This window comes from Streptomyces sp. NPDC005799 (genome assembly GCF_040630525.1).
Taxonomy (GTDB): Bacteria; Actinomycetota; Actinomycetes; order Streptomycetales; family Streptomycetaceae; genus Streptomyces; species Streptomyces griseorubiginosus_B.
Genome location: NZ_JBEXXQ010000065.1, coordinates 1 through 18,536 on the forward strand (window position 1 = coordinate 1; position 18,536 = coordinate 18,536).

23 protein-coding genes are annotated in these 18,536 nt (G+C 72.4%); 15 read left to right on the plus strand and 8 right to left on the minus strand.

The window, feature by feature from the left end; all coding sequences use genetic code 11:
* Positions 1-871 precede the first annotated feature (871 nt).
* The 10 genes from ABZ453_RS42455 (at position 872) to ABZ453_RS42500 (ending at position 10,963) form a co-directional block, all read left to right on the plus strand.
* The gene (locus ABZ453_RS42455; RefSeq protein WP_208778020.1) at positions 872-1,339 is read left to right on the plus strand and encodes a potassium channel family protein; all 468 of its coding nucleotides are present in this window, start codon (positions 872-874) and stop codon (positions 1,337-1,339) included.
* A gap of 103 nt (positions 1,340-1,442) precedes the next feature.
* Positions 1,443-2,894 carry a cytochrome gene (locus ABZ453_RS42460; protein WP_359024023.1) on the plus strand — a complete coding sequence of 484 codons (1,452 nt, stop codon included), beginning with the start codon at positions 1,443-1,445 and terminating at the stop codon, positions 2,892-2,894.
* A gap of 234 nt (positions 2,895-3,128) precedes the next feature.
* Positions 3,129-3,785: a cupin domain-containing protein gene (locus tag ABZ453_RS42465; RefSeq protein ID WP_359024025.1), complete on the plus strand. Its 657-nt coding sequence runs from the start codon at positions 3,129-3,131 to the stop codon at positions 3,783-3,785.
* 52 nt (positions 3,786-3,837) lie between these two features.
* Positions 3,838-5,163: a M24 family metallopeptidase gene (locus ABZ453_RS42470; RefSeq protein ID WP_359024027.1), complete on the plus strand. Its 1,326-nt coding sequence runs from the start codon at positions 3,838-3,840 to the stop codon at positions 5,161-5,163.
* A 16-nt stretch (positions 5,164-5,179) separates the two neighbouring features.
* The gene (locus tag ABZ453_RS42475) at positions 5,180-6,157 is read left to right on the plus strand and encodes a thiamine pyrophosphate-dependent dehydrogenase E1 component subunit alpha (RefSeq protein WP_359024116.1); all 978 of its coding nucleotides are present in this window, start codon (positions 5,180-5,182) and stop codon (positions 6,155-6,157) included.
* The gene (locus ABZ453_RS42480) at positions 6,145-7,125 is read left to right on the plus strand and encodes an alpha-ketoacid dehydrogenase subunit beta (protein ID WP_359024029.1); all 981 of its coding nucleotides are present in this window, start codon (positions 6,145-6,147) and stop codon (positions 7,123-7,125) included. Before ABZ453_RS42475 ends, ABZ453_RS42480 begins: the two co-directional genes overlap by 13 nt.
* Positions 7,126-7,147: 22 nt before the next feature.
* Positions 7,148-8,500, plus strand: a complete 1,353-nt coding sequence (locus tag ABZ453_RS42485; protein ID WP_359024031.1) for an amidohydrolase family protein — start codon at positions 7,148-7,150, stop codon at positions 8,498-8,500.
* Positions 8,497-9,372 carry a cupin domain-containing protein gene (locus ABZ453_RS42490; protein WP_359024033.1) on the plus strand — a complete coding sequence of 292 codons (876 nt, stop codon included), beginning with the start codon at positions 8,497-8,499 and terminating at the stop codon, positions 9,370-9,372. The genes ABZ453_RS42485 and ABZ453_RS42490 overlap by 4 nt, the downstream gene beginning before the upstream one ends.
* Complete coding sequence (locus tag ABZ453_RS42495; RefSeq protein ID WP_359024035.1) at positions 9,369-10,058, plus strand: SDR family oxidoreductase; 690 nt, start codon at positions 9,369-9,371, stop codon at positions 10,056-10,058. The genes ABZ453_RS42490 and ABZ453_RS42495 overlap by 4 nt, the downstream gene beginning before the upstream one ends.
* Entirely contained in the window at positions 10,055-10,963 is a 909-nt protein-coding gene (locus ABZ453_RS42500; RefSeq protein ID WP_359024037.1) for an NAD(P)-dependent oxidoreductase, read from the plus strand. The genes ABZ453_RS42495 and ABZ453_RS42500 overlap by 4 nt, the downstream gene beginning before the upstream one ends.
* On the opposite strand, the gene ABZ453_RS42505 is transcribed toward ABZ453_RS42500, so the two are convergent.
* From ABZ453_RS42505 to ABZ453_RS42530, 6 genes are read right to left on the minus strand one after another with little or no spacing between them, the layout of a single operon-like run.
* Positions 10,953-11,765 (minus strand): SAM-dependent methyltransferase, encoded by an 813-nt coding sequence (locus tag ABZ453_RS42505; protein ID WP_359024038.1) that lies wholly within the window; start codon positions 11,763-11,765, stop codon positions 10,953-10,955. The two genes, ABZ453_RS42500 and ABZ453_RS42505, sit on opposite strands and share 11 nt — an antisense overlap.
* Before the next feature lie 53 nt (positions 11,766-11,818).
* Positions 11,819-12,466 (minus strand): endonuclease, encoded by a 648-nt coding sequence (locus ABZ453_RS42510; RefSeq protein ID WP_359024040.1) that lies wholly within the window; start codon positions 12,464-12,466, stop codon positions 11,819-11,821.
* Positions 12,463-12,795, minus strand: a complete 333-nt coding sequence (locus ABZ453_RS42515; RefSeq protein ID WP_359024041.1) for a DUF3140 domain-containing protein — start codon at positions 12,793-12,795, stop codon at positions 12,463-12,465. The genes ABZ453_RS42510 and ABZ453_RS42515 overlap by 4 nt, the downstream gene beginning before the upstream one ends.
* A 40-nt stretch (positions 12,796-12,835) precedes the next feature.
* Positions 12,836-13,318, minus strand: a complete 483-nt coding sequence (locus ABZ453_RS42520; protein WP_359024042.1) for a DNA starvation/stationary phase protection protein — start codon at positions 13,316-13,318, stop codon at positions 12,836-12,838.
* Complete coding sequence (locus tag ABZ453_RS42525; protein WP_359024118.1) at positions 13,315-13,572, minus strand: WhiB family transcriptional regulator; 258 nt, start codon at positions 13,570-13,572, stop codon at positions 13,315-13,317. Before ABZ453_RS42525 ends, ABZ453_RS42520 begins: the two co-directional genes overlap by 4 nt.
* Before the next feature lie 51 nt (positions 13,573-13,623).
* A complete protein-coding gene (locus tag ABZ453_RS42530) occupies positions 13,624-14,433 on the minus strand; it encodes a lysophospholipase (RefSeq protein WP_359024043.1) in 810 nt (269 codons plus the stop codon).
* 117 nt (positions 14,434-14,550) lie between these two features.
* On the opposite strand from ABZ453_RS42530, the gene ABZ453_RS42535 reads away from it, so the two are divergent.
* The 5 genes from ABZ453_RS42535 (at position 14,551) to ABZ453_RS42555 (ending at position 16,888) form a co-directional block, all read left to right on the plus strand.
* A complete protein-coding gene (locus ABZ453_RS42535; RefSeq protein ID WP_359024044.1) occupies positions 14,551-15,324 on the plus strand; it encodes a sulfite exporter TauE/SafE family protein in 774 nt (257 codons plus the stop codon).
* A gap of 92 nt (positions 15,325-15,416) precedes the next feature.
* Entirely contained in the window at positions 15,417-15,581 is a 165-nt protein-coding gene (gene rpmG / locus ABZ453_RS42540; protein ID WP_133048041.1) for a 50S ribosomal protein L33, read from the plus strand.
* A 56-nt stretch (positions 15,582-15,637) separates the two neighbouring features.
* The gene (locus ABZ453_RS42545; protein WP_359024047.1) at positions 15,638-15,898 is read left to right on the plus strand and encodes a type B 50S ribosomal protein L31; all 261 of its coding nucleotides are present in this window, start codon (positions 15,638-15,640) and stop codon (positions 15,896-15,898) included.
* A 34-nt stretch (positions 15,899-15,932) separates the two neighbouring features.
* The gene (gene ykgO, locus ABZ453_RS42550; protein WP_359024049.1) at positions 15,933-16,055 is read left to right on the plus strand and encodes a type B 50S ribosomal protein L36; all 123 of its coding nucleotides are present in this window, start codon (positions 15,933-15,935) and stop codon (positions 16,053-16,055) included.
* An 86-nt stretch (positions 16,056-16,141) separates the two neighbouring features.
* Positions 16,142-16,888: a cobalt-precorrin-6A reductase gene (locus tag ABZ453_RS42555; protein WP_359024051.1), complete on the plus strand. Its 747-nt coding sequence runs from the start codon at positions 16,142-16,144 to the stop codon at positions 16,886-16,888.
* On the opposite strand, the gene ABZ453_RS42560 is transcribed toward ABZ453_RS42555, so the two are convergent.
* A complete protein-coding gene (locus ABZ453_RS42560) occupies positions 16,875-17,360 on the minus strand; it encodes a hypothetical protein (RefSeq protein WP_359024053.1) in 486 nt (161 codons plus the stop codon). The genes ABZ453_RS42555 and ABZ453_RS42560 overlap by 14 nt on opposite strands.
* A gap of 158 nt (positions 17,361-17,518) precedes the next feature.
* The gene (gene cobF / locus ABZ453_RS42565) at positions 17,519-18,295 is read right to left on the minus strand and encodes a precorrin-6A synthase (deacetylating) (RefSeq protein WP_359024055.1); all 777 of its coding nucleotides are present in this window, start codon (positions 18,293-18,295) and stop codon (positions 17,519-17,521) included.
* Between the last annotated feature and the right edge of the window lie 241 nt (positions 18,296-18,536).

Genomic DNA, 18,536 nt, shown 5'->3' on the forward strand with positions numbered 1-18,536 from the left:
GTGTGGGCTGGAGGGGTGAGTGGGCCGTTGCCCGTCGGCGCGCTGGGCTGGGCGGGTGAGTACGGCCCGCCGCCCGTCGGCGCACCGGGCTGGAGGGGTGGGTGCGGCTTGCCGCCCGTCGGCGCGCTGGGCTGGAGGGATGGGTGCGGGCGGTGTGGGCTGGAGGGGTGAGTGGGCCGCTGCCCGTCGGCGCGCTGGGCTGGAGGGGTGGGTGCGGCCTGCCGCTCGCCTGCGGTGCGGGCCGGAGGGGTGAGCGCCGTCCGCCGCCAATCAACGCACAGGGTCGGAGGGGTGGGCGCCGCCCGCCGCCCGTCGGCGCACCGGGTCGGAGGAGTGAGTGCTGCCCGTCGACGTACCGGCCCGGAGGCCCGTCGACGCACGGGCCCGGAGGGGGGAGTGTCGCTCGTCGCCCGTCACCTGCCGGTGTACCGGGTCCGTGGGGTGGGTGCTGTTTGTCGACGCATCGGTCCAGACGGGTGGGCGCTGCCTGTCGCCCGTCGGTGCAGCGGGTCGGAGGAGTGAGTGCTGCCTGTCGCCCGTCGGTGCAGCGGGCTGGAGGGGTGGGCGCTGCCCGTCGCCCGTCGGCGCACCGGTCCGGAGGAGTGGGTGCTGTCAGGCGCCCGCCGGCGCATCGGTCCGGACGGGGGAGCGACGCCCACCGCCCACCGCCCGCCGGCGCGCGGCGCCGTACGGGTGAGTGCCGTCCGCCGCCAATCAGCGCACCGGGTCGGAAGGGTGAGTGGCGCGCGTCGGCACACCGGGCCGTGCGGGTCGGTGTCGCCCGTGGCAACCCGAACGCCCCGCCCCGCATGCCCGGCCACCCGCCCGCGACGACACTGACCCCATGCCGACCCCTCCCACGGAGTGATGCGTGCTTCCCGGATTCCTCGCCCGCGCGGTCCAGTTGCTGCTCGGCCACCAGGGCCGTTCGCTGCACCTGAGGGCGGCCGGCGGTGCGACGGTCGTGCTCGCGGTGGTGATGCTGGTCGGCTCCTGGGCCGTCGTCGCCGCCGAGGACGGCGCGCGGCGCGCCAACCTGCGGACGTACCCACAGGCCCTGTGGTGGTCGATCGAGACGGCGACGACCGTCGGATACGGCGACTTCTACCCCGTGACCCTCGGCGGCCGGATCATCGCCGCCGTCGTGATGATCGTCGGCATCACCACGTACGGCATGGTCACCGCCGCCCTGGCCACCTGGTTCGTCGGCCGGGAACAGCAGCGGCGTCACCATCTCGCCCGCAGCGCCGAGGAGTTGGGCGAACAGACCGCCCACGCCCTGCACGAACGCTTCGACCGGCTGGAGCGGTTGATGGCGGGGAAGGGCGAACGGGGCTGAAAACGCCCGGGCTACCGGCGAGTACCCCACCCTGTGACGGACGGGACACGTGAGGTAAGGTCCCTGCGGTTCACGGGCGACAGTCGTAAAGGGGCCACGAGCCATGGAATCCCACCTGGTCGACATAGGCGGCACGGCCTCGGGCGAGGCGCGGCTCGAGGAACTCGCCCCGCAGCCGCTGCTGACCCGGGACTACGAGATCCGGCCCGCGCTCGTCTACGAGCGGCTGCGGGACCTGCACGGCCCGGTCGCCCCGGTCGACCTGCTGGGGGTGCCCGCCTGGCTGGTGCTGGGCTACCGCGAGTCGCTCGAGGTGCTCCAGGACGACGCCGCCTGGCCCAAGGGGCTGGAGAACTGGCGCGCCCGCTCCGAGGGCCGGGTGCCCGCCGACTGGCCGTTGGGCCCGTCCCTGGAGGTCAACCACGTCCTGATCCAGGGCGGCCCCGCCTACCCCGCCCTCCGCTCCGCCTGGGACACCGCCCTGCGCCCGTTCCAGGACCCGCGGCAGCCGCAGGCCAAGCGCCTCAGGAACGCCGTCACGGGCTACGCCGACGAGTTGATCAGCCTCCTCGCGCAGGGCGGCCGGACCGGCCACGCGGACCTCTCGGCGCAGTTCTCCCGCCCGCTGCCGCTGATGGCGGCGAGCCATCTGCTGGGCTTCCCCGGCTCCCAGGGCGACGACGCCCTGATGGACATGTGGCGGGTCCTCGACGCGGGACCGGACGCCGAACCCGCCCTGGAACGCCTGCTGGTGACGCTCGGCGACCTCGCCGCCGCCAAGATCGAGAAGCCGGGCGACGACTTCCCTTCCCTCCTGGTCGCCGCCCACCCCGGCCTCCCGGTCGACGCGCTGGCCCGGGAACTGTTCATGCTGCTCGGCATGACCTCCGACCACGTCGGCATCCTCATCTCCAACACCGTCGTCGAGGTGATCTCCGGCGACCGGGAGGGCGGTGTGCGCACCGCGCTGTCCGCTGGGATGGTCCGCGAGACCATGAACCGGGTGGTCATGCGCAAGCCGCCGCTGGTCAACTTCGTGCCGCGGTTCGCCGCCGAGGACACCCGGCTTGGCAAGTACACGATCCGCGCCGGAGACCCCGTCTGGGTGTCCTCCGCCGCCGCGCACGCCGACCCGCTGTTCGCCGGACAGATGACCACGGGCTCCAGCATCAGCAGCCGGGCCCATCTCTCCTGGGGCGCGGGACGCCGCCAGTGCCCGGCCCGCGAGCTGGCCTCCACCATCGCGATGGCCGGAGTGAGTCGCGTCTTCGAACGCTTCGACCATCTGGAACTCGCCCTGCCGGTCGACCAACTCCCGTGGCGCTCCTCGCCGTTCATGCGTGGCCTGCGCTCCCTGCCGGTGCGGTACGAACTCGCCGGGCAGCTGCCGGACCGGTCGCCGGTGCCCGTGGCGGACGTCCCGGGAGTCACGGGAGTCCCGGAGGTCACGGGAGTCCCGAACATCCCCGACGCGCCTCCGGTGCCGGACCAGGCGGCCAATCGGCGGTCCTCGCTGTGGCGGTACCTGGCCGGGCTGATCCGCTCGAACGACTGATCCGCCGGGGTCGTCAGGCTTGGGCATGGCCGCTCTGCCAGGCCCAGGCCGCGCCCCCAGGGCGACCACGGCGGTCGCGCCCCCGATCACTCCGAGCACGACCTTGCTGCGCTGCGTGCTCCTTACGGCTGAGGCAATCCGCCCCGACGTGCCCCGAAACGGTTGCCCCTGGTGCTGTGAGCGGCCGGAGCTGTTCAATGGTGCTGCACATTCCGCGCCGCGAGAGGAGCCGCCGTGTCCCCCGCCCCCGTGCCGCCCGTCGGGGCGCGCATCCGGCAGGCACGCCTGGCCAAGGGCGTGAGCCTGCGGGCCCTCGCGCGGGAGATCGGCGTCTCCGCCAGCCTCGTCTCCCAGATCGAGACCGGCAAGAGCCAGCCCTCGGTGAGCACGCTGTACGCCATCACCACCGCACTGTCGATCTCCGTCGAGTCGCTCTTCGACGTGTACGAGGACCAGGGTGCCCTCGCCCCGGCGGCGACCGCGTCCCGCACCCCCGCCACCGTCCTGCACGCCCTCGCCGCCTTCGCCGCCGACCCCGGCCGCCGCATCGGACCGCTGGTCACCGGTGATGAGCGCGAGACGCTGGAGCTGGACTCGGGCGTGGTGTGGGAGCGCCTCGGCCATGTCCCCGGCACCGACGTGGACTTCCTGCGGGTGACCTACCGGCCCGGCGGCTCCTCCTCCAGCTCCGGCGGTCTGATGCGGCACGCCGGGACCGAGTACGGCTATCTCGTCTCCGGCGAGCTCGTCCTGACCCTCGGCTTCGACGAGCACACCCTGCGCCCCGGCGACGCCGTCTGCTTCGAGTCGACGACCCCGCACCGCTACCGCAATGATGGAGCTGAGCCGGCCGTCGGCGTCTGGTTCGTGTTCAGCCAGGGTGTTCAGTAACACTTGACAGCCGCAGGCGGCGGTCGTCTACTCCCCAGTGGGGGTGGTCGCCATGGCGATCCGCACATATGGACCCAATGCCGTCGACTGGGAAGAGCGCGTCGACCTGGACCGGCTGCGCAGGCAGCGCCTGGCCCGGTTGAACGACACCCTGAACCGCTCCTCGCTGGGCGCGGTGCTCAGTTTCGACTTCGCCAACATCCGCTACATGACCGCCACGCACATCGGCACCTGGGCGATGGACAAGCTGATCCGCTTCGCCCTGCTGGTGCGCGGCGGCGAGCCGGTCGTCTGGGACTTCGGCTCGGCGGCCCGCCACCACCAGCTCTACAACCCGTGGCTGGACTACAGCGACGGCAAGGGCGGCCCGCCAACCGGCGCCCGGGCCGGGATCTCCACTCTGCGCGGCGCCTTCCACCCGGACGCCGGGATCGCCGAGGACGTGGCCCGCAAGATAGCCACCGAGCTGCGCGAACACGGCCTCGCGGACGAGCCGCTCGGCATCGACGTCGCCGAGATGCCGGTCCTCGCGGCCCTGCGCGCCGAGGGCATCGACGTCGTCGACGGCCAGCAGGTCTTCCTGGAGGCCCGCCGTACCAAGACCGGCGACGAGATCTCCCTGCTCACCCAGGCCTGCGCGATGGTCGACGCGGCCTATGAGGAGCTGTACGGGTATCTGCGCCCCGGGGTGCGGGAGAACGAGTGCGTCGGACTGGTGAGCAAGGTGCTGTACGACCTCGGCAGCGAGTACGTCGAAGGCGTCAACGCCATCTCCGGCGAGCGCTGCTCACCCCACCCGCACGTCTACAGCGACCGTCTGATCCGCCCCGGCGACCCCGCCTTCTTCGACATCCTGCACAGCCACCTCGGCTACCGCACCTGCTACTACCGCACCTTCGCCGTCGGCAGCGCCTCCCGCGCCCAACGCGACGCCTACGTCCGCTGCCGCGCGTACATGGACCAGGCCATCGCCCTCGTCCGGCCCGGGGCCACCACCGCCGACATCGTCCAGGTCTGGCCGCGTGCCGAGGAGTTCGGCTTCGCCGACGAGACCGCCGCGTTCGCGCTTCAGTACGGCCACGGGGTCGGGCTGTCGATCTGGGAGAAGCCCATCTTCAGCCGGCTGGTCTCCCTCGACCACCCGGAAGTCCTCGAAGAGGGCATGGTGTTCGCCCTGGAGACCTACTGGCCGGCCGCCGACGGCTGGTCCGCGGCCCGGATCGAGGAGGAGCTGGTCGTCACCGCCGACGGCTGCGAGGTCATCACCAAGTTCCCGGCCGAGGAACTGCTCGTCGCGGGCCGCAAGTACTGGACGGTCGGCGGCGAGCTGAACACCCGGCGTGAGTCCCAGTCCCATCTCAACACCGGGGACCGCTGATGGAAGCGACCGAATGATGGAAGCGACCGAACTCCTCGCGCTGTACGAGCGGATGGCCCTCATCCGCCGTACGGAGAAGGCCGCGCACGACCTGTTCCTGTCCGGCCTGGTCAAGGGCACGACTCATCTGGCCGCCGGGCACGAGGCGATCGCCGTCGGCGCGAGCGCCGCCCTGCGCCCCGACGACTACGTCTTCGCCACCTACCGCGGCCACCACCACGCCCTGGCCCGCGGCGCCACCCCGGAGGAGTGCCTCGCCGAACTCATGAGCCGGGCCACGGGGTTGTGCGGGGCCAAGGGCGGCTCGATGCACCTCACCAAGGCGTCGGCGAACATGCTCGGCTCCTACGCCATCGTCGGCGCCCACCTCCCGATGGCCGTCGGCGCCGCCTGGTCGGCCCGGCTGCGGGGCACCGGACAGCTCGCGGTCGCCTTCTTCGGCGACGGCGCCACCAACATCGGTGCCTTCCACGAGGCGCTCAACCTGGCCGCCGTGTGGACGCTGCCGGTGCTGTTCGTCTGCGAGAACAACCTGTACATGGAGTACACGCCGATCGCCGACGTCACGGCCGTGGCCCGCCCCGCCGCCGACCGGGCGCCCGCCTACGGCGTCCCGGGCGAGGTCGTCGACGGCAACGACGTCGTCGCCGTCCGGGAGACCGTGGCCGCTCTCGCCGAGCGGGCCCGTGCGGGAGACGGGCCCGCGATCATCGAGGCCGAGACCTACCGGCACTTCGGGCACAGCCGCGCCGACCCGGCGACCTACCGCCCGGCCGAGGAGGTCGAACGCTGGCTCAAGCACGACCCCTTGGACCTGGCGCGCGGCCGGCTCGCGGAGCTGGGCGTGGACGGGGAGACGCTCACCGCCGCCGACGAACGCGCCCGTGACGCCGTACAGCGGGCGGTCGACGCGGCGAAGAACGCGCCGCCGCCCGATCCGCGCGAGGCGCTGACCGACGTATGGGCGGACGGAGATGCGGCATGGCGGACGTGATCACCTACCGAGAGGCCGTCGCCGAGGGCATCGCCCGCGAGATGCGCCGGGACCCGGCCGTGGTCTGCCTCGGTGAGGACATCGCCGAGGCGGGCGGGGTGTTCAAGACGACCGTCGGACTGCTGAAGGAGTTCGGGCCCGAGCGGGTGTGGGACACCCCGATCTCCGAACAGGCCATCGTGGGCGCGGCGATGGGCGCCGCGATGACCGGGATGCGGCCGGTCGCCGAGATCATGTTCTCGGACTTCCTGGCCTGTTGCTGGGACTACCTCGCCAACGAGATACCCAAAGTGCGGTACATGACGGGCGGTCAGGTCACGGTCCCGCTCGTCGTGCGCACCGCCAACGGCGGCGGCCTCGGCTTCGGCGCGCAGCACTCCCAGGCCACCGAGAACTGGGCGCTGACCGTCCCCGGCCTGAAGATCGCGGCCCCGGCCACCCCCGCGGACGTCATCGGCATGATGGCGGCCGCGATCCGCAGCGACGACCCGGTGGTGTTCTTCGAGCACAAGGGGCTGCTGGCGAGCAAGGGAGCCCCTCCGCCGCCCGGCCATGTGGTGGAGCTGGGCCGCGCGGCCGTCGTCCGCGAGGGCGCCGACGTCACCCTGGTCGCCCTCGCCTCGATGGTGCCGGTGGCCCTGACGGCCGCCTCACGGCTGGCCGAGGAGGGCATCGACGTCGAGGTCGTCGACCTGCGCTGCCTGATCCCGCTGGACACCGCCACCGTCCTCGCCTCCCTGGGAAAGACCTCGCGGCTGATGACCGTCGAGGAGAACCCGTACCAGGGCGGCTGGGGCGCGACCCTCGTGTCGGTCGTCGCCGACGAGGGGTTCGGGCTGCTGGACGCGCCGGTGCGCCGGATCGCGGCGGAATGTGTCCCGCTGCCGTTCGCGGACGCCCTGGAGGAGCAGGTCATCCCCACCGTAGACAAGGTCGTGGCGGCCGTCCGGAGCCTCGCCGCGTACTGAACACCCCTGAGGAGGAAGCGCGATGACCGATCGGACACTCCTTCGCGCCGGGCACGTCATCTCGATGGACCCCGCCGTCGGGGATCTGCCGCGGGGGGACGTCCTCATCGAGGACGGGAGGATCGCCGCCGTACAGCCGGAGATCAGCGCCGACGCCGAGGTGCTCGACATGACCGGCAGGATCGTGATCCCCGGGTTCGTCGACACCCACCGCCACACCTGGGAGGCGCCGATCCGGGGCGTCGCCCCCGACGCCACCCTGGACGACTACTTCGTGGACATCCTCGACACCTTCGCCCCGCTCTACACCCCCGAGGACGTGTACGCGGGCAACCTCGCCGGCGCGCTGGAATGCCTCAACGCCGGGATCACCACCCTCGTCGACTGGTCCCACATCAACAACACCCCCGAGCACCCGGACGCGGCGATCCAGGCCCTCACCGAGACCGGCATCCGGGCCCAGTACGCGTACGGCAGCGCCAACACCTCCCTCGCCGAGTACTGGTTCGAGAGCAAGATCGCGATTCCGGGCGACGACGTCCGCCGGGTCCGCGCCAAGTACTTCGCCTCCGACGACGGTCTGCTCACCATGGCCCTGGCCACCCGCGGCCCCGGCTTCTGCCTGAACGACGTCGTCACCTCCGAGTGGGCCCTCGCCCGCGAACTGGACATCCCGATCACCGTGCATGTGGCGATGGGCCGCCTGGCCGGCCGCTTCGGCATGGTGAAGCAGCTGAACGACCTCGGTCTGCTCGGCCCGGACACCACCTACATCCACTGCTGCTACCTCCACGAGGACGAGTGGCGGATGGTCGCCGACAGCGGCGGCACGGTGTCCGTCGCACCGCAGGTGGAGACCCAGATGGGGCACGGCTGGCCGCCCGTGATGAAGGCGATCGAGTACGGCCTGCGGCCCTCTCTGAGCATCGACGTCGTCACCACCGTCCCCGGCGACATGTTCACCCAGATCCGCGCGGCCTTCGGCGCCGAGCGGGCCCGGGTCAACGCGGACTGCTGGCAGGCCAACATGGCCGTCCCGAGCACGATGTTGACGGCACGTCAGATGCTGGAGATCGCGACGAGCAACGGCGCGCATGTCGCGGGACTGGAACACCGCACCGGTTCCCTGACCCCCGGCAAGCGCGCCGACGTCGTCGCCCTCGACGCCACCGCCCTGAACGTGGCGCCGGTGCACGACGCGGCCGCCGCGGTGACCCTGTCGGCCGACGTCTCCAATGTCGACCTGGTCATGGTCGACGGCGTGATCCGCAAGCGCGACGGCAGGCTGACGGCCGACGTGGCGCGGGCCCGGCGGCTGGTCGAGGAGTCCCGTGACCGGCTGCTGGCCGCGAAGGAGGCGAAGAAGACGGCATGACACGGCACTTGGTGCGCCGGGCCGCCGACCTGCCCACACCGCTCTTCGACCGGCTCGACCACCGGCGGACGACGCTGGTCGGCGAGGAGGACGGCAGCGTCCACACCGGCTTCGGGCTGAACGAACTGCGGCCCGGCGGCCGGGTGCGGGCCCATGTCCACTCGTACGAGGAGAGCTTCCACCTCCTCGAGGGGACCGTGATCCTCGACCTGCCCGAGGGCTCGTACCTGCTTCAGGAGGGCGACTACGGACTGCTGCCGACCGGCGTCCCGCATGCCTGGCGCGGCGCCGGGGACACGGTCGCCCGCTGGGCGGACATGCTGGCGCCGGTCCCACGGGCCCGCTACGGGTACGACACCCAGACGGTGCCCGAACTGCCCGCACGCGACCCCGTGCGCATCGACGTCCGCGACCCGCGCACCCGCCTCTTCGGCCACTTCGAGCCCGCCCAGATGGACCCCGGCAAGCAGTCCCAGGACCTCCTCGCGGTCTCGGCGAGCATGCGCACCGCCCTGCTCGTCTACAGCGGCATCACCGTGAAGATGATGGTCGACAGCGACCTCGGCGCGGTCGCCTCGACGATGTTCATGGTCCAGTACGCCCCGGACGGGGTCGCCGGCACGCACGACCACCCCTTCGAGGAGACGTACTTCTTCCTGGAGGGGGAGGCCGAGGCGGTTTTCGACGGAGAGATCCACCGGCTCGGTCCCGGCGACTGCGCCTGGGCGGGCGCCGGTTGTGTGCACGGCTTCTCCAACACCGGTGTGGGGCCCCTGCGTTGGCTGGAGACCCAGGCGCCGCAGCCACCGCCCCGCCACTCGTACCGGTTCACCCGGGACTGGGAGTATCTGAGGGAGGCCCTGGAGTCATGAGCAGCGTGCTCGTCGTGGGCGGTACGTCGGGCATCGGCCGCGAGTTCGCCCGGGTCCGCGCGGAGCGGGGCGACGAGGTCGTCCTCACCGGCCGGGACGCCGAGCGGGCCGCCACGGTCGCGAAGGAGACCGGCGCCCGCGGCCTCGCCCTCGACCTGTCCCGGCCGCGCGAGATCGCCGAGGCGCTGGCGGACGTCGGCCGCGTCGACCACCTGGTCCTCGCGGGCGTCTCCCGCGACGAGAACCGGGCCATCGACTACGACATCACCGCGGCCCTGCGCCTGGTCACCCTCAAACTGGTGGGCTACACCGAGGTCGTGCACGTGGTGCGGCCCCGGATGACCGACGACAGCGCCATCGTGATCTTCGGCGGCCAGGCCAAGGAGCGCCCCTATCCGGGCGCGACGACGGTGGCCACGGTCAACGCGGGCGTACGGGGCCTGGTGAACACCCTCGCCGTCGAGCTGGCGCCCGTCCGCGTCAACGCGATCCACCCCGGTGTGGTCGGCGACAGCCCGTACTGGAAGGCCAAGCCCGAGGAGGTGCTGGCCGCGCTGCGCGCCAAGACCCCGACCGGGCGGCTCGCCACCATGGCGGACGTCGTGGACGCCGTCGACTTCCTGCTGCGCAACCGGTCGGTCAACGCGGTGGAGTTGAGCGTGGACGGGGGGTGGCTGCTCGGATGACCGGCACCGCGCCGACAGCCGCCGTGACCCGCTCCGGGCCTGCGGTCGCCATGATCGGCACCGGCCGGATGGGCACCGCCATGGCCGTCCGGCTGCGCGCGGCCGGCTTCCCGGTCACGGCGTACAACCGCACCCGCGCCAAGGCCGAGGCCACCGGGGCCGCCGTCGCCGTCACACCCCGCGAGGCCGCCGCGGCGGCGGACGTCGTCCTCGTCTCGCTGGCCGACGACAGCGCCGTCACCGAGGCGTACGGCGGCCCCGACGGCATCGCCGCCGGTGTCCGTCCCGGCACGGTGGTCCTGGACACCAGCACCGTCGCGCCGGACACGGTCACGGCGCTTCAGCCCCTGGTCGAGAAGGCGGGCGGCACCCTCCTGGACGCCCCCGTCTCCGGCAGCGTCAGCGTCGTCGAGCAGGGCGCGCTCACGGTCATGGTCGGCGGCGACACCTCGGCCCTGGAGCGGGCCCGTCCCGTGCTGGACGTGCTGGCGTCCCATGTCGTCCCCCTGGGACCCGTCGGCAGCGGTGCCGTGATGAAGCTGGCGGTCAACTCCCTTCTCATGGGCCTGAACCAGGCCCTCGCCGAGGCGCTCGTCCTGGCCGAGCGGGCGGGGGTGCCCCGGGAGTCGGCGTACGAGGCGTTCGCCTCGGGCGCCGCCGGGGCGCCGTTCGTGCGCTACAAGAAAGACGCGTATCTGCGTCCGGACGGCACCCCGGTCGCCTTCACCCTCGACCTCGTCGCCAAGGACCTCGACCTGGCCCTCGCCCTGGCCGAGCGCGTGGGAGCGAGGGTGCAACAGACCTCCGTCAACCGGAAGTTGGTGGGGGAGGCCGTCGAGAAGGGGTTCGGCGAGCGGGACCTGAGCGCGCTCGCCGACTTCCTGCGCGGCGGCCTCAGCGCTTGAGGCCGACGCCTCCGTACAGCGGCACCGGGCCCTCGCCGTCCGGGGTCTCGTCCACCGCGAGCTCGGGGCGCCAGTCCACCACGGACACGATGCCGGGATCGACGACCTCGAGTCCCTTGAAGAATCCGGCGGTCTCGTCCTGGGACCGGGCCACCAGCGTCACCCCGCCCGCCGCGTACGCCTCGACGCCCCGCCGCACCTGCTCAGGCTCGAAGTCGGCGGTCAGGGCGGACAGCACCAGGAAGCTGCCCGGCGCGAGGGCGTCGACAAGGGTGCCCACCAGGTCGTAGGCGCCGTCCTCGTCCGCGACGAAGTGCATCAGGGCGATCAGCGACAGGGCGACCGGGCGGTCGAAGTCCAGGACCCGGGCCGCCTGTTCGAGGATCGTGGCCGGATCGCGGGCGTCGGCCTGGAGGTACTCCGTCACACCTTCCGGAGTGCCGTGCAGCAGGGCCTCGGCGTGGGCGAGGACGATGGGGTCGTTGTCGACGTAGACGACCCTGGCGTCCGGCACGCTGCGCTGGGCGATTTGGTGGAGGTTGGGCCGGGTGGGGATGCCCGTGCCGATGTCGAGGTACTGGCGGATCCCCGACCGTTCGGCGAGCAGCCGCGTGGCCCGCCGCATGAACCGGCGGTTGGCCCGCGCGGCCCGCGGAGCACCGCTCTCGATCGAGATGATCTGCCGACCCAGCTCCTCGTCGACCGGGTAGTTGTCCTTGCCACCGAGGAACCAGTCATAGACCCGGGCCGGGTGCGGCCTGGTGGTGTCGATGCGCTGGGCGGCCGGTTCCGTCCCCGTCACGTACCGCTCCTCTGCTCGGGTTGTCCGACGGACGTTCGAGCAGTCTGGCACGATCACGCGGCGCGACGGAGACTGTCTTCGGCCACCTCCTCATCCAGCGCGGCCCGCACCAACGCGGCTGCCAGAACGGCCGGTCGGGTGTCCCCGGCGAGCTTCACGAGCCGGTCAGGATCCTTCGGCAACCCCAACCGCCCCGCTCCGTCGAGCGCCTTGCGGTCCAGGTACGGCGCCACGTCCGGCCACACCCCCTGGACCTCGCGCAGGAAGATGTCGGCGCCGGCCGGCCCGATCCCGGGGATCTCCTGCAGCAGCCGCCGCAGTTCACCGACGTCGCCGTCCGCCTCCTCGCGCATCCGGCGCAGATCACCGCCCCACCGGCCGAGCAACAGCTCTGCTCCGTCGCCGAGTTGGGTGGCGGTGCGCTCGTCATAGCGCCGGTAGCCGCCCCGGCCCAGCGCGTCGACCCGCTCCTGCCAGTCGGCCTCGGCGGTCCGCCGCGGATCGCGCAGCCCGGCCCGCAACAGCTCCCGGGCCGTGGCGACGGCGATCGACCCGCGGATACGGGCGCTGAGCAGCAGCGCGAGAACCAGCAACCGGTACAGCGGCTGCGGGGTGTCGCGCAGCGTGATGCCCGTCTCCTCGGCGAACGTCCGCCCGTGCGCGCCCACCAGCTCCCGGACCAGACGCCGCTGGTCGGTCACGGCCTGAGCGGGTCGTGCCCGAGCGTCATCAGCAGGTGCCGGCGCCGGGTCTCCTCCGGCTCCGGCTCGTTCTCCACATCCGTCTGCGCGGTCACCGTGTCCACCACCTCGTACATCACCCGGATGTCGTCCTCGGTGAGGTCGGTGCGCCGCTTCTGCAGGATCGCGAGGACATGCCGTCCGGTCGGCGAACCCGCGTGCTCGGGCAGCGGCTCGGTGTTCTCGTCGGCGTCGCTCACCCGCAGCCAGGCGGCGAGCTCCTGCGAGGTCATGTTCACCACGCGGTGGAAGTCCTCCCACAGCGCGTCGAGTTCGAGGGCGTCGGTCATCACGGCCCCTTTCCGTACGTACGTGCTGGGCAGCGCCCGCTCAGCTCTCGCGGGGGAAGTTCTCGGCCGCGAACATCCACCGCTGCTTCTCCAGGTCGGCGGTGATGGCGATCAGCAGGTCCTGGGTGACCGGATCCGGCTCCTCGGTCGCGGCGATCCGCTCACGCAGCCGTCCGATGGCCGCCTCCAGCGACTCCACGACCAGCTGCACTACCTCGGTGTCGCGCTGCCAGCCGTCCTTGGAGCCCGGCAGGGTGTAGGACGCGGCGATCGTCTCCGGCCGGCCGTCGGGCGGCAGGCCCAGGGCGGCGGAACGCTCCGCCACCGTGTCGGCGTACGCGCGTGCCGTGTCCACGACCTCGTCGAGCTGCAGATGGATCGAACGGAAGCGCGGGCCCACGATGTTCCAGTGCGCCTGCTTGCCGATCAGTGAGAGCCCGAGGAGATCGACGAGTGTGCTCTGCAGCGCCTCACCGGCGACCTCGCGGGCCGGCTCGGGCAGCGTGCTCTTCACCACGGTCATACGGTGCTTCTCCTTCTGGCGTCGGTCGTGCCGGTACGGAGCAGTGCGACGCGTTCGTCCTCGTGGGTGCCGCCCCAGACCCCCGAGAGCTGCCCGCTGCCGAGCGCGTAGTCGAGGCACTCGACGGCGACCGGGCAGCGGGCGCAGACACGTTTGGCGGCGGCGATGTCCCGCAGCGCCGGTCCTTCGGTGCCGACGGGGAAGAACAGCTCGGGGTCCTCACCCACGCAGGCCGCCCTGCGCAACCACTCCATGCGGGCGCGGGTGCCCAGGGGCATGCGCAGCAAACGCCACGAATGTCCGTCTCAGCTCCTGATCACGCCGTCCAGGAAGCGGACGAGCTCCGCGAAGACCTCGGCCTTGTTCGTCTCGTGGAACACCTCGTGGCGGGCGCCCGGGAAGACCCGCTCGGTGAGGTCGCCGCCGCTCAGCCGCTCGACCCCGACCCGGCTCCCGGCGAGCGGTACCAGCCGGTCGTCGTCGCCGTGCAGCCACAGCACCGGCAGCCGGCCGACGTCACCGCCCTCGGACACCCGCTCGAGCGTGCGCGCGAACGCCTCAACGGTCGGCCGCTTCATCGGCCCGTGCCACACCAGCGGATCCGCCGCGTACGCCGCCCCCACCGCCGGGTCCCGGGACAGCGCGGCCGGACTGATCGGCGTGTCCGGGATCTCGTCGAGCGCCAGCAGCCGTCCCGGCAGCTCCCAGGCCCCGATCACCGGCCCGGACAGCACGAGGGCGGCGAGCGCGTCGCCGTACCGCTGGGCGTACCGGGCGGCGATCAGCCCGCCCATCGAGTGCCCGACGACCACGAGGGGCAGCCCGGGGTACGCGGCCCGGGCCAACTCGGCCACCGCGTGCAGGTCACCGACGACGTCCTCGAAGTCCTCGACCAGCACCCGCTCGCCGGCCGACTTCCCGTGCCCGAGATGATCGGGTCCGAAGACGGCGGCCCCGTGGCGCCCGAGCACCCCGGCCGGCTCCGCGTACCGCCCGATGTGCTCCCCGTAGCCGTGCGCGATCAGCGCCAGGTACCGCGGCCGCTCATGGGGCCACTCACGGGCGACGAGGGCGCCCCGGCTCCCGGCCAGGACGTGCTCGCGGGCATCGGCCATGTCTCCTCCAACTGACTGGGCGGGGGCCCGTCCTCGTCGGCGGCACCGAACGTCGGGTGCCAACCAGCGAGACGGTACTTACCGCACCGGTTGTCTGCACATAGCATCGGTCCCCGCATGAACACGATGACGCTCTGGCACATATCCGGCTGGGGGTTCGCCGCCCTCGCCTGCGCCGCCCTCCTCGTCGGCTTCTCCAAGACCGCCGTGAGCGGCGCCAACACGGTCAGCCTCGCCATCTTCGCCGCGGTGCTGCCCGCCCGCGCCTCCACCGGCGTCCTGCTGCCCATCCTGATCGTCGGCGACGTCCTGGCCGTCCTCACCTACCGCCGGCACGCCCACTGGCCCACCCTCTGGCGTCTGTTCCCGGCGGTCGCCGCGGGCGTGGTCGTCGGCACGCTGTTCCTGGTGTGGGCCAACGACCAGGTCGTACGCACGTCGATCGGCGCGATCCTGCTGCTCATGGCGGGGGTGACGGTGTGGCGGCGGCGCACGGCACAGGCCGAGGACGAACCGGACTCGGTGACCACCCGGACCGGCCGTCTCAAGGCCCGCTCCTACGGCGTCCTCGGCGGCTTCACCACGATGGTCGCCAACGCGGGCGGCCCGGTGATGTCGATGTACCTGCTCTCCGCCGGCTTCCGCAAACTGGGCTTCCTGGGCACGTCGGCGTTCTTCTTCCTGATCGTCAACGTCTCCAAGGTCCCCTTCAGTGCCGGCCTCGGCCTGATCGACGGCCACTCGCTGCTCCTGGACGCCGCGCTCGCCGTGTTCGTCGTGCCCGGCGCGTTGATCGGCAAATGGGCTGTGAACCGCATCAACCAGCGCCTTTTCGAGCAACTCGTGATCGCGGCGACGGTCGTCGGCGGCCTCCAGCTGCTCCTGCGCTGACCCGGGAATGCGGTGGGGGCCGGTGCTGTTACACCGCATGTGATTGACATGCCTGGATCAAAGATCCTGGGCGTGGGCGAAGGGAGGACCTCATGGCACGCAGTACCGCGCGCCCCGTCGTCAAGCTGAAGTCGACGGCCGGAACCGGTGTCACCTACGTGACCCGCAAGAACCGCAGGAACGACCCCGACCGGCTCGTCCTGCGCAAGTACGACCCGGTGGCCGGCGCACACGTCGAGTTCCGCGAGGAGCGCTGAACCAGCCGGAGCGGGCCCGCACCGTCGGGCCCGCGGTTCCCGAGGAGGTAAACCCCATGAAGCCCCGCATCCATCCCGACACCCGGCTCGTGGTCTTCCGCGACCGCGCCGCGGACGTCGCGTTCCTGACCCGTTCCACCGCCGACTCGTCCCGGACGATCGAGTGGGAGGACGGCAACACCTACCCCCTGATCGACGTCGAGATCTCGTCGGCGTCCCACCCCTTCTACACCGGCAGGGCGCGTGTCCTGGACAGCGCCGGCCGGGTCGAACGCTTCGAGCGCCGCTACGGCCGTAACGCCGCGGCCCGCGCCTGACGCACCCGACGAGCGACACGAGGAGGACAGCCCCATGAAGGTGCGCAAGTCCCTGCGTTCCCTGAAGGCCAGGCCCGGCGCCCAGGTGGTGCGCCGACGCGGTGTGGTCTACGTGATCAACAAGAGGGAGCCGCGCTTCAAGGCCCGCCAGGGCTGACGCGGATCTCCCGCACGGGACGGCCGTCCGGCACCAGCGCCGGGCGGCCGTCCCGCGTCCCCCGCCCATCTCGTACGCTCCCTCCCATGTCCCCACACGTCCTCGTCCTGGGCGGCACCACCGAGGCCCGCGAACTGGCCGCCGTCCTCGCGGCACGGCCCGGTGTACGCGTCACCACCTCGCTCGCCGGGCGGGTGAGCCGGCCGGGCGCGCTGGCCGGGGACGTACGGGTCGGCGGGTTCGGCGGGGCCGAGGGGCTCGCCGAGTGGCTGCGCGAGCAGCGGGTGGACGCGCTGGTCGACGCCACGCACCCGTTCGCCGGGACCATCACCGTGAACGCCGCGCGGGCCGCGGCGGCCACCGGAGTGCCCGCCGTCGTGCTGCGCCGCCCGGGCTGGCGGCCCGCCCCCGGCGACCACTGGCACCCGGTCCCGTCCCTGACCGCCGCCGCCGACCTGCTGCCCCGCCTCGGCCGCCGGATCTTCCTGACCACCGGACGCCTGGGCCTGGCGGCCTTCGCGCACCTGGGCGACCTGCACTTCGTCGTACGCTCGGTGGAACCGCCCGAGCCGCCCCTGCCGCCGCACACCGAAGTACTGCTGGGCCGCGGCCCGTTCACCGTGGCCGACGAGACCACGCTGCTGCGCGAGTACCTGATCGACGTCCTGGTCACGAAGGACAGCGGGGGAGCGGCGACGGCGGCGAAACTCACGGCCGCCCGCGAACTCGCGCTGCCCGTCGTGCTCGTACGACGCCCCCCGCTGCCGGACGGCGTCACTCCCGTGCCCGACGTGGCCGCGGCCCTCGACCGGCTGGACCTCAGCCTGCCGTGACGGACGCCCGCATACGGTCGATCGCGCGCAGCACCTCGGCGCGGTTCTTGGCGCTCTTGATCCACGTGGGAAGCCGCGCGACCAGCGTCATCTTCGCCCCGGTGTCGTACCAGGGTGCCCGTTCCCGCAGGTCGGCGGCGACGAATCGCCTGATGAGGTCGAGATGTTCGAGGTTGTACGCCCACAGCTCACTGTGCCTGGTGCCGGCCCGCAGCCACAGCGGAGGCCGGTGACAGGGCCGGCTCGCGCGCGCCGACGGGCGGGCGGGGCCGGTGTCGATCCGGCACAGACCACAGGACCGGCAGACCACACGCCGCTCCGGGTACCTCACCCCACGGGCATCGGGCGTGCGACCCGGCCGCCGCTCGAAGTGGGCGACGCGGTCGCAGCGCGGGCAGCGGACGAGCAGCGACCCGCTGAAGTCGTACACCGTGCTGCGAGAGTCGCGGAACCGGACGGGTGAGGCGGACATGCGCCGAGTATGATCACCGCCGCGTCCGCGCCGCACATGGTTTTCCGGTGCCGTCGAGCGCCGGGCGTCAGGCGGTGGTGCCCGACGTCAGCTCCCGCTGCCCTTCCGCGAGCCCGTTGCTCGAAATCCCCACCAGCAGGCGCTTCGCGAACCCGCGCCTAACGCTCCCCGGGATGTCTGCGCAGCAGATACGTGTCCATGATCCAGCCCTTGCGCTCCCGGGCCTCGGCGCGCAGCCGCTCGATGCGCGGCGCGGCCTCGGCGATCGGGCCGGAGGCGAGGATCTCGTCGGGGGTGCCTATGTAGGCGCCCCAGTAGATGTCGATGTCCTGGTCCGCGTACTGCCGGAAGGTCTGGTGGGCGTCCAGCATCACCACCACGTCGTCCACCCCCTCCGGGAAGCCCTCGGCGAGCCGCCGCCCCGTGGTGATCTGGACGGGCCGGGCGACCCGGTTGAGCCCGGTCCTGTGCCGGGCGACCAGCGCCGAGACGCTGCTGATGCCGGGCACGACGTCGAAGGCGAAGTCGACCGCGCCCCGCTCCAGCACCTCCTCGAGGATCCCGATCGTGCTGTCGTACAGCGAGGGATCCCCCCACACCAGGAACGCCCCGGTCTCCTCCTCGCCCAGCTCCTCGGCGATCAGCCGCTCGTAGATGCCGGCCCGGGCGCTGCGCCAGTCGCCGACGGCGGGGGAGTAGGCCGCGCCGCCCGCCGCACGGTCCCGGTCCGGGTCCCGCGCCTCGACCACCCGGTACGACGTCCCGTCCGGCAGGTGCGCCTGAAGCATGTCCCGGCGCAGCCGTGTCAGGTCGCTCTTCACCTCGCCCTTGTCCAGGACGAAGAACACGTCCGTGTCACGCAGCGCCCGGACCGCCTGCAGGGTCAGCTGGTCGGGGTCGCCCGCGCCGATACCGATGACATGAATCTTTCGCACGCCCCGAGTCTGCCGCACGCCACTGACAACGGGGACACCGCCTCCGACCCGGTGACCAGGAGGGACGACGCCCTGCCACGGGTCAGCCCGGCAGCCGGGCCGGCCGTTCGGTCAGCCGGGGAGCCCGAGCCGGGCGTTCGGGGTCGGCTGGGGGGCCGGGGCTGGTTGTGTTCGGGTCGGCTGGGGGGCCGGTGCTGGTCGTGCTCGGGCCGGCCGGGGTCGGTCGTGCTCGGGCCGGCCG

Coding starts and splice junctions, on each gene's coding strand:
- ABZ453_RS42460 (WP_359024023.1), top strand. CDS start 1,443: ATGGAATCCCACCTGGTCGACATAGGCGGCACGGCCTCGGGCGAGGCG.
- ABZ453_RS42470 (WP_359024027.1), top strand. CDS start 3,838: ATGGCGATCCGCACATATGGACCCAATGCCGTCGACTGGGAAGAGCGC.
- ABZ453_RS42475 (WP_359024116.1), top strand. CDS start 5,180: ATGGAAGCGACCGAACTCCTCGCGCTGTACGAGCGGATGGCCCTCATC.
- ABZ453_RS42480 (WP_359024029.1), top strand. CDS start 6,145: ATGGCGGACGTGATCACCTACCGAGAGGCCGTCGCCGAGGGCATCGCC.
- ABZ453_RS42485 (WP_359024031.1), top strand. CDS start 7,148: ATGACCGATCGGACACTCCTTCGCGCCGGGCACGTCATCTCGATGGAC.
- ABZ453_RS42490 (WP_359024033.1), top strand. CDS start 8,497: ATGACACGGCACTTGGTGCGCCGGGCCGCCGACCTGCCCACACCGCTC.
- ABZ453_RS42495 (WP_359024035.1), top strand. CDS start 9,369: ATGAGCAGCGTGCTCGTCGTGGGCGGTACGTCGGGCATCGGCCGCGAG.
- ABZ453_RS42500 (WP_359024037.1), top strand. CDS start 10,055: ATGACCGGCACCGCGCCGACAGCCGCCGTGACCCGCTCCGGGCCTGCG.
- ABZ453_RS42515 (WP_359024041.1), bottom strand. CDS start 12,795: ATGACCGACGCCCTCGAACTCGACGCGCTGTGGGAGGACTTCCACCGC.
- ABZ453_RS42520 (WP_359024042.1), bottom strand. CDS start 13,318: ATGACCGTGGTGAAGAGCACGCTGCCCGAGCCGGCCCGCGAGGTCGCC.
- ABZ453_RS42525 (WP_359024118.1), bottom strand. CDS start 13,572: ATGGAGTGGTTGCGCAGGGCGGCCTGCGTGGGTGAGGACCCCGAGCTG.
- ABZ453_RS42530 (WP_359024043.1), bottom strand. CDS start 14,433: ATGGCCGATGCCCGCGAGCACGTCCTGGCCGGGAGCCGGGGCGCCCTC.
- ABZ453_RS42535 (WP_359024044.1), top strand. CDS start 14,551: ATGAACACGATGACGCTCTGGCACATATCCGGCTGGGGGTTCGCCGCC.
- rpmG (WP_133048041.1), top strand. CDS start 15,417: ATGGCACGCAGTACCGCGCGCCCCGTCGTCAAGCTGAAGTCGACGGCC.
- ABZ453_RS42545 (WP_359024047.1), top strand. CDS start 15,638: ATGAAGCCCCGCATCCATCCCGACACCCGGCTCGTGGTCTTCCGCGAC.
- ykgO (WP_359024049.1), top strand. CDS start 15,933: ATGAAGGTGCGCAAGTCCCTGCGTTCCCTGAAGGCCAGGCCCGGCGCC.
- ABZ453_RS42555 (WP_359024051.1), top strand. CDS start 16,142: ATGTCCCCACACGTCCTCGTCCTGGGCGGCACCACCGAGGCCCGCGAA.
- ABZ453_RS42560 (WP_359024053.1), bottom strand. CDS start 17,360: ATGTCCGCCTCACCCGTCCGGTTCCGCGACTCTCGCAGCACGGTGTAC.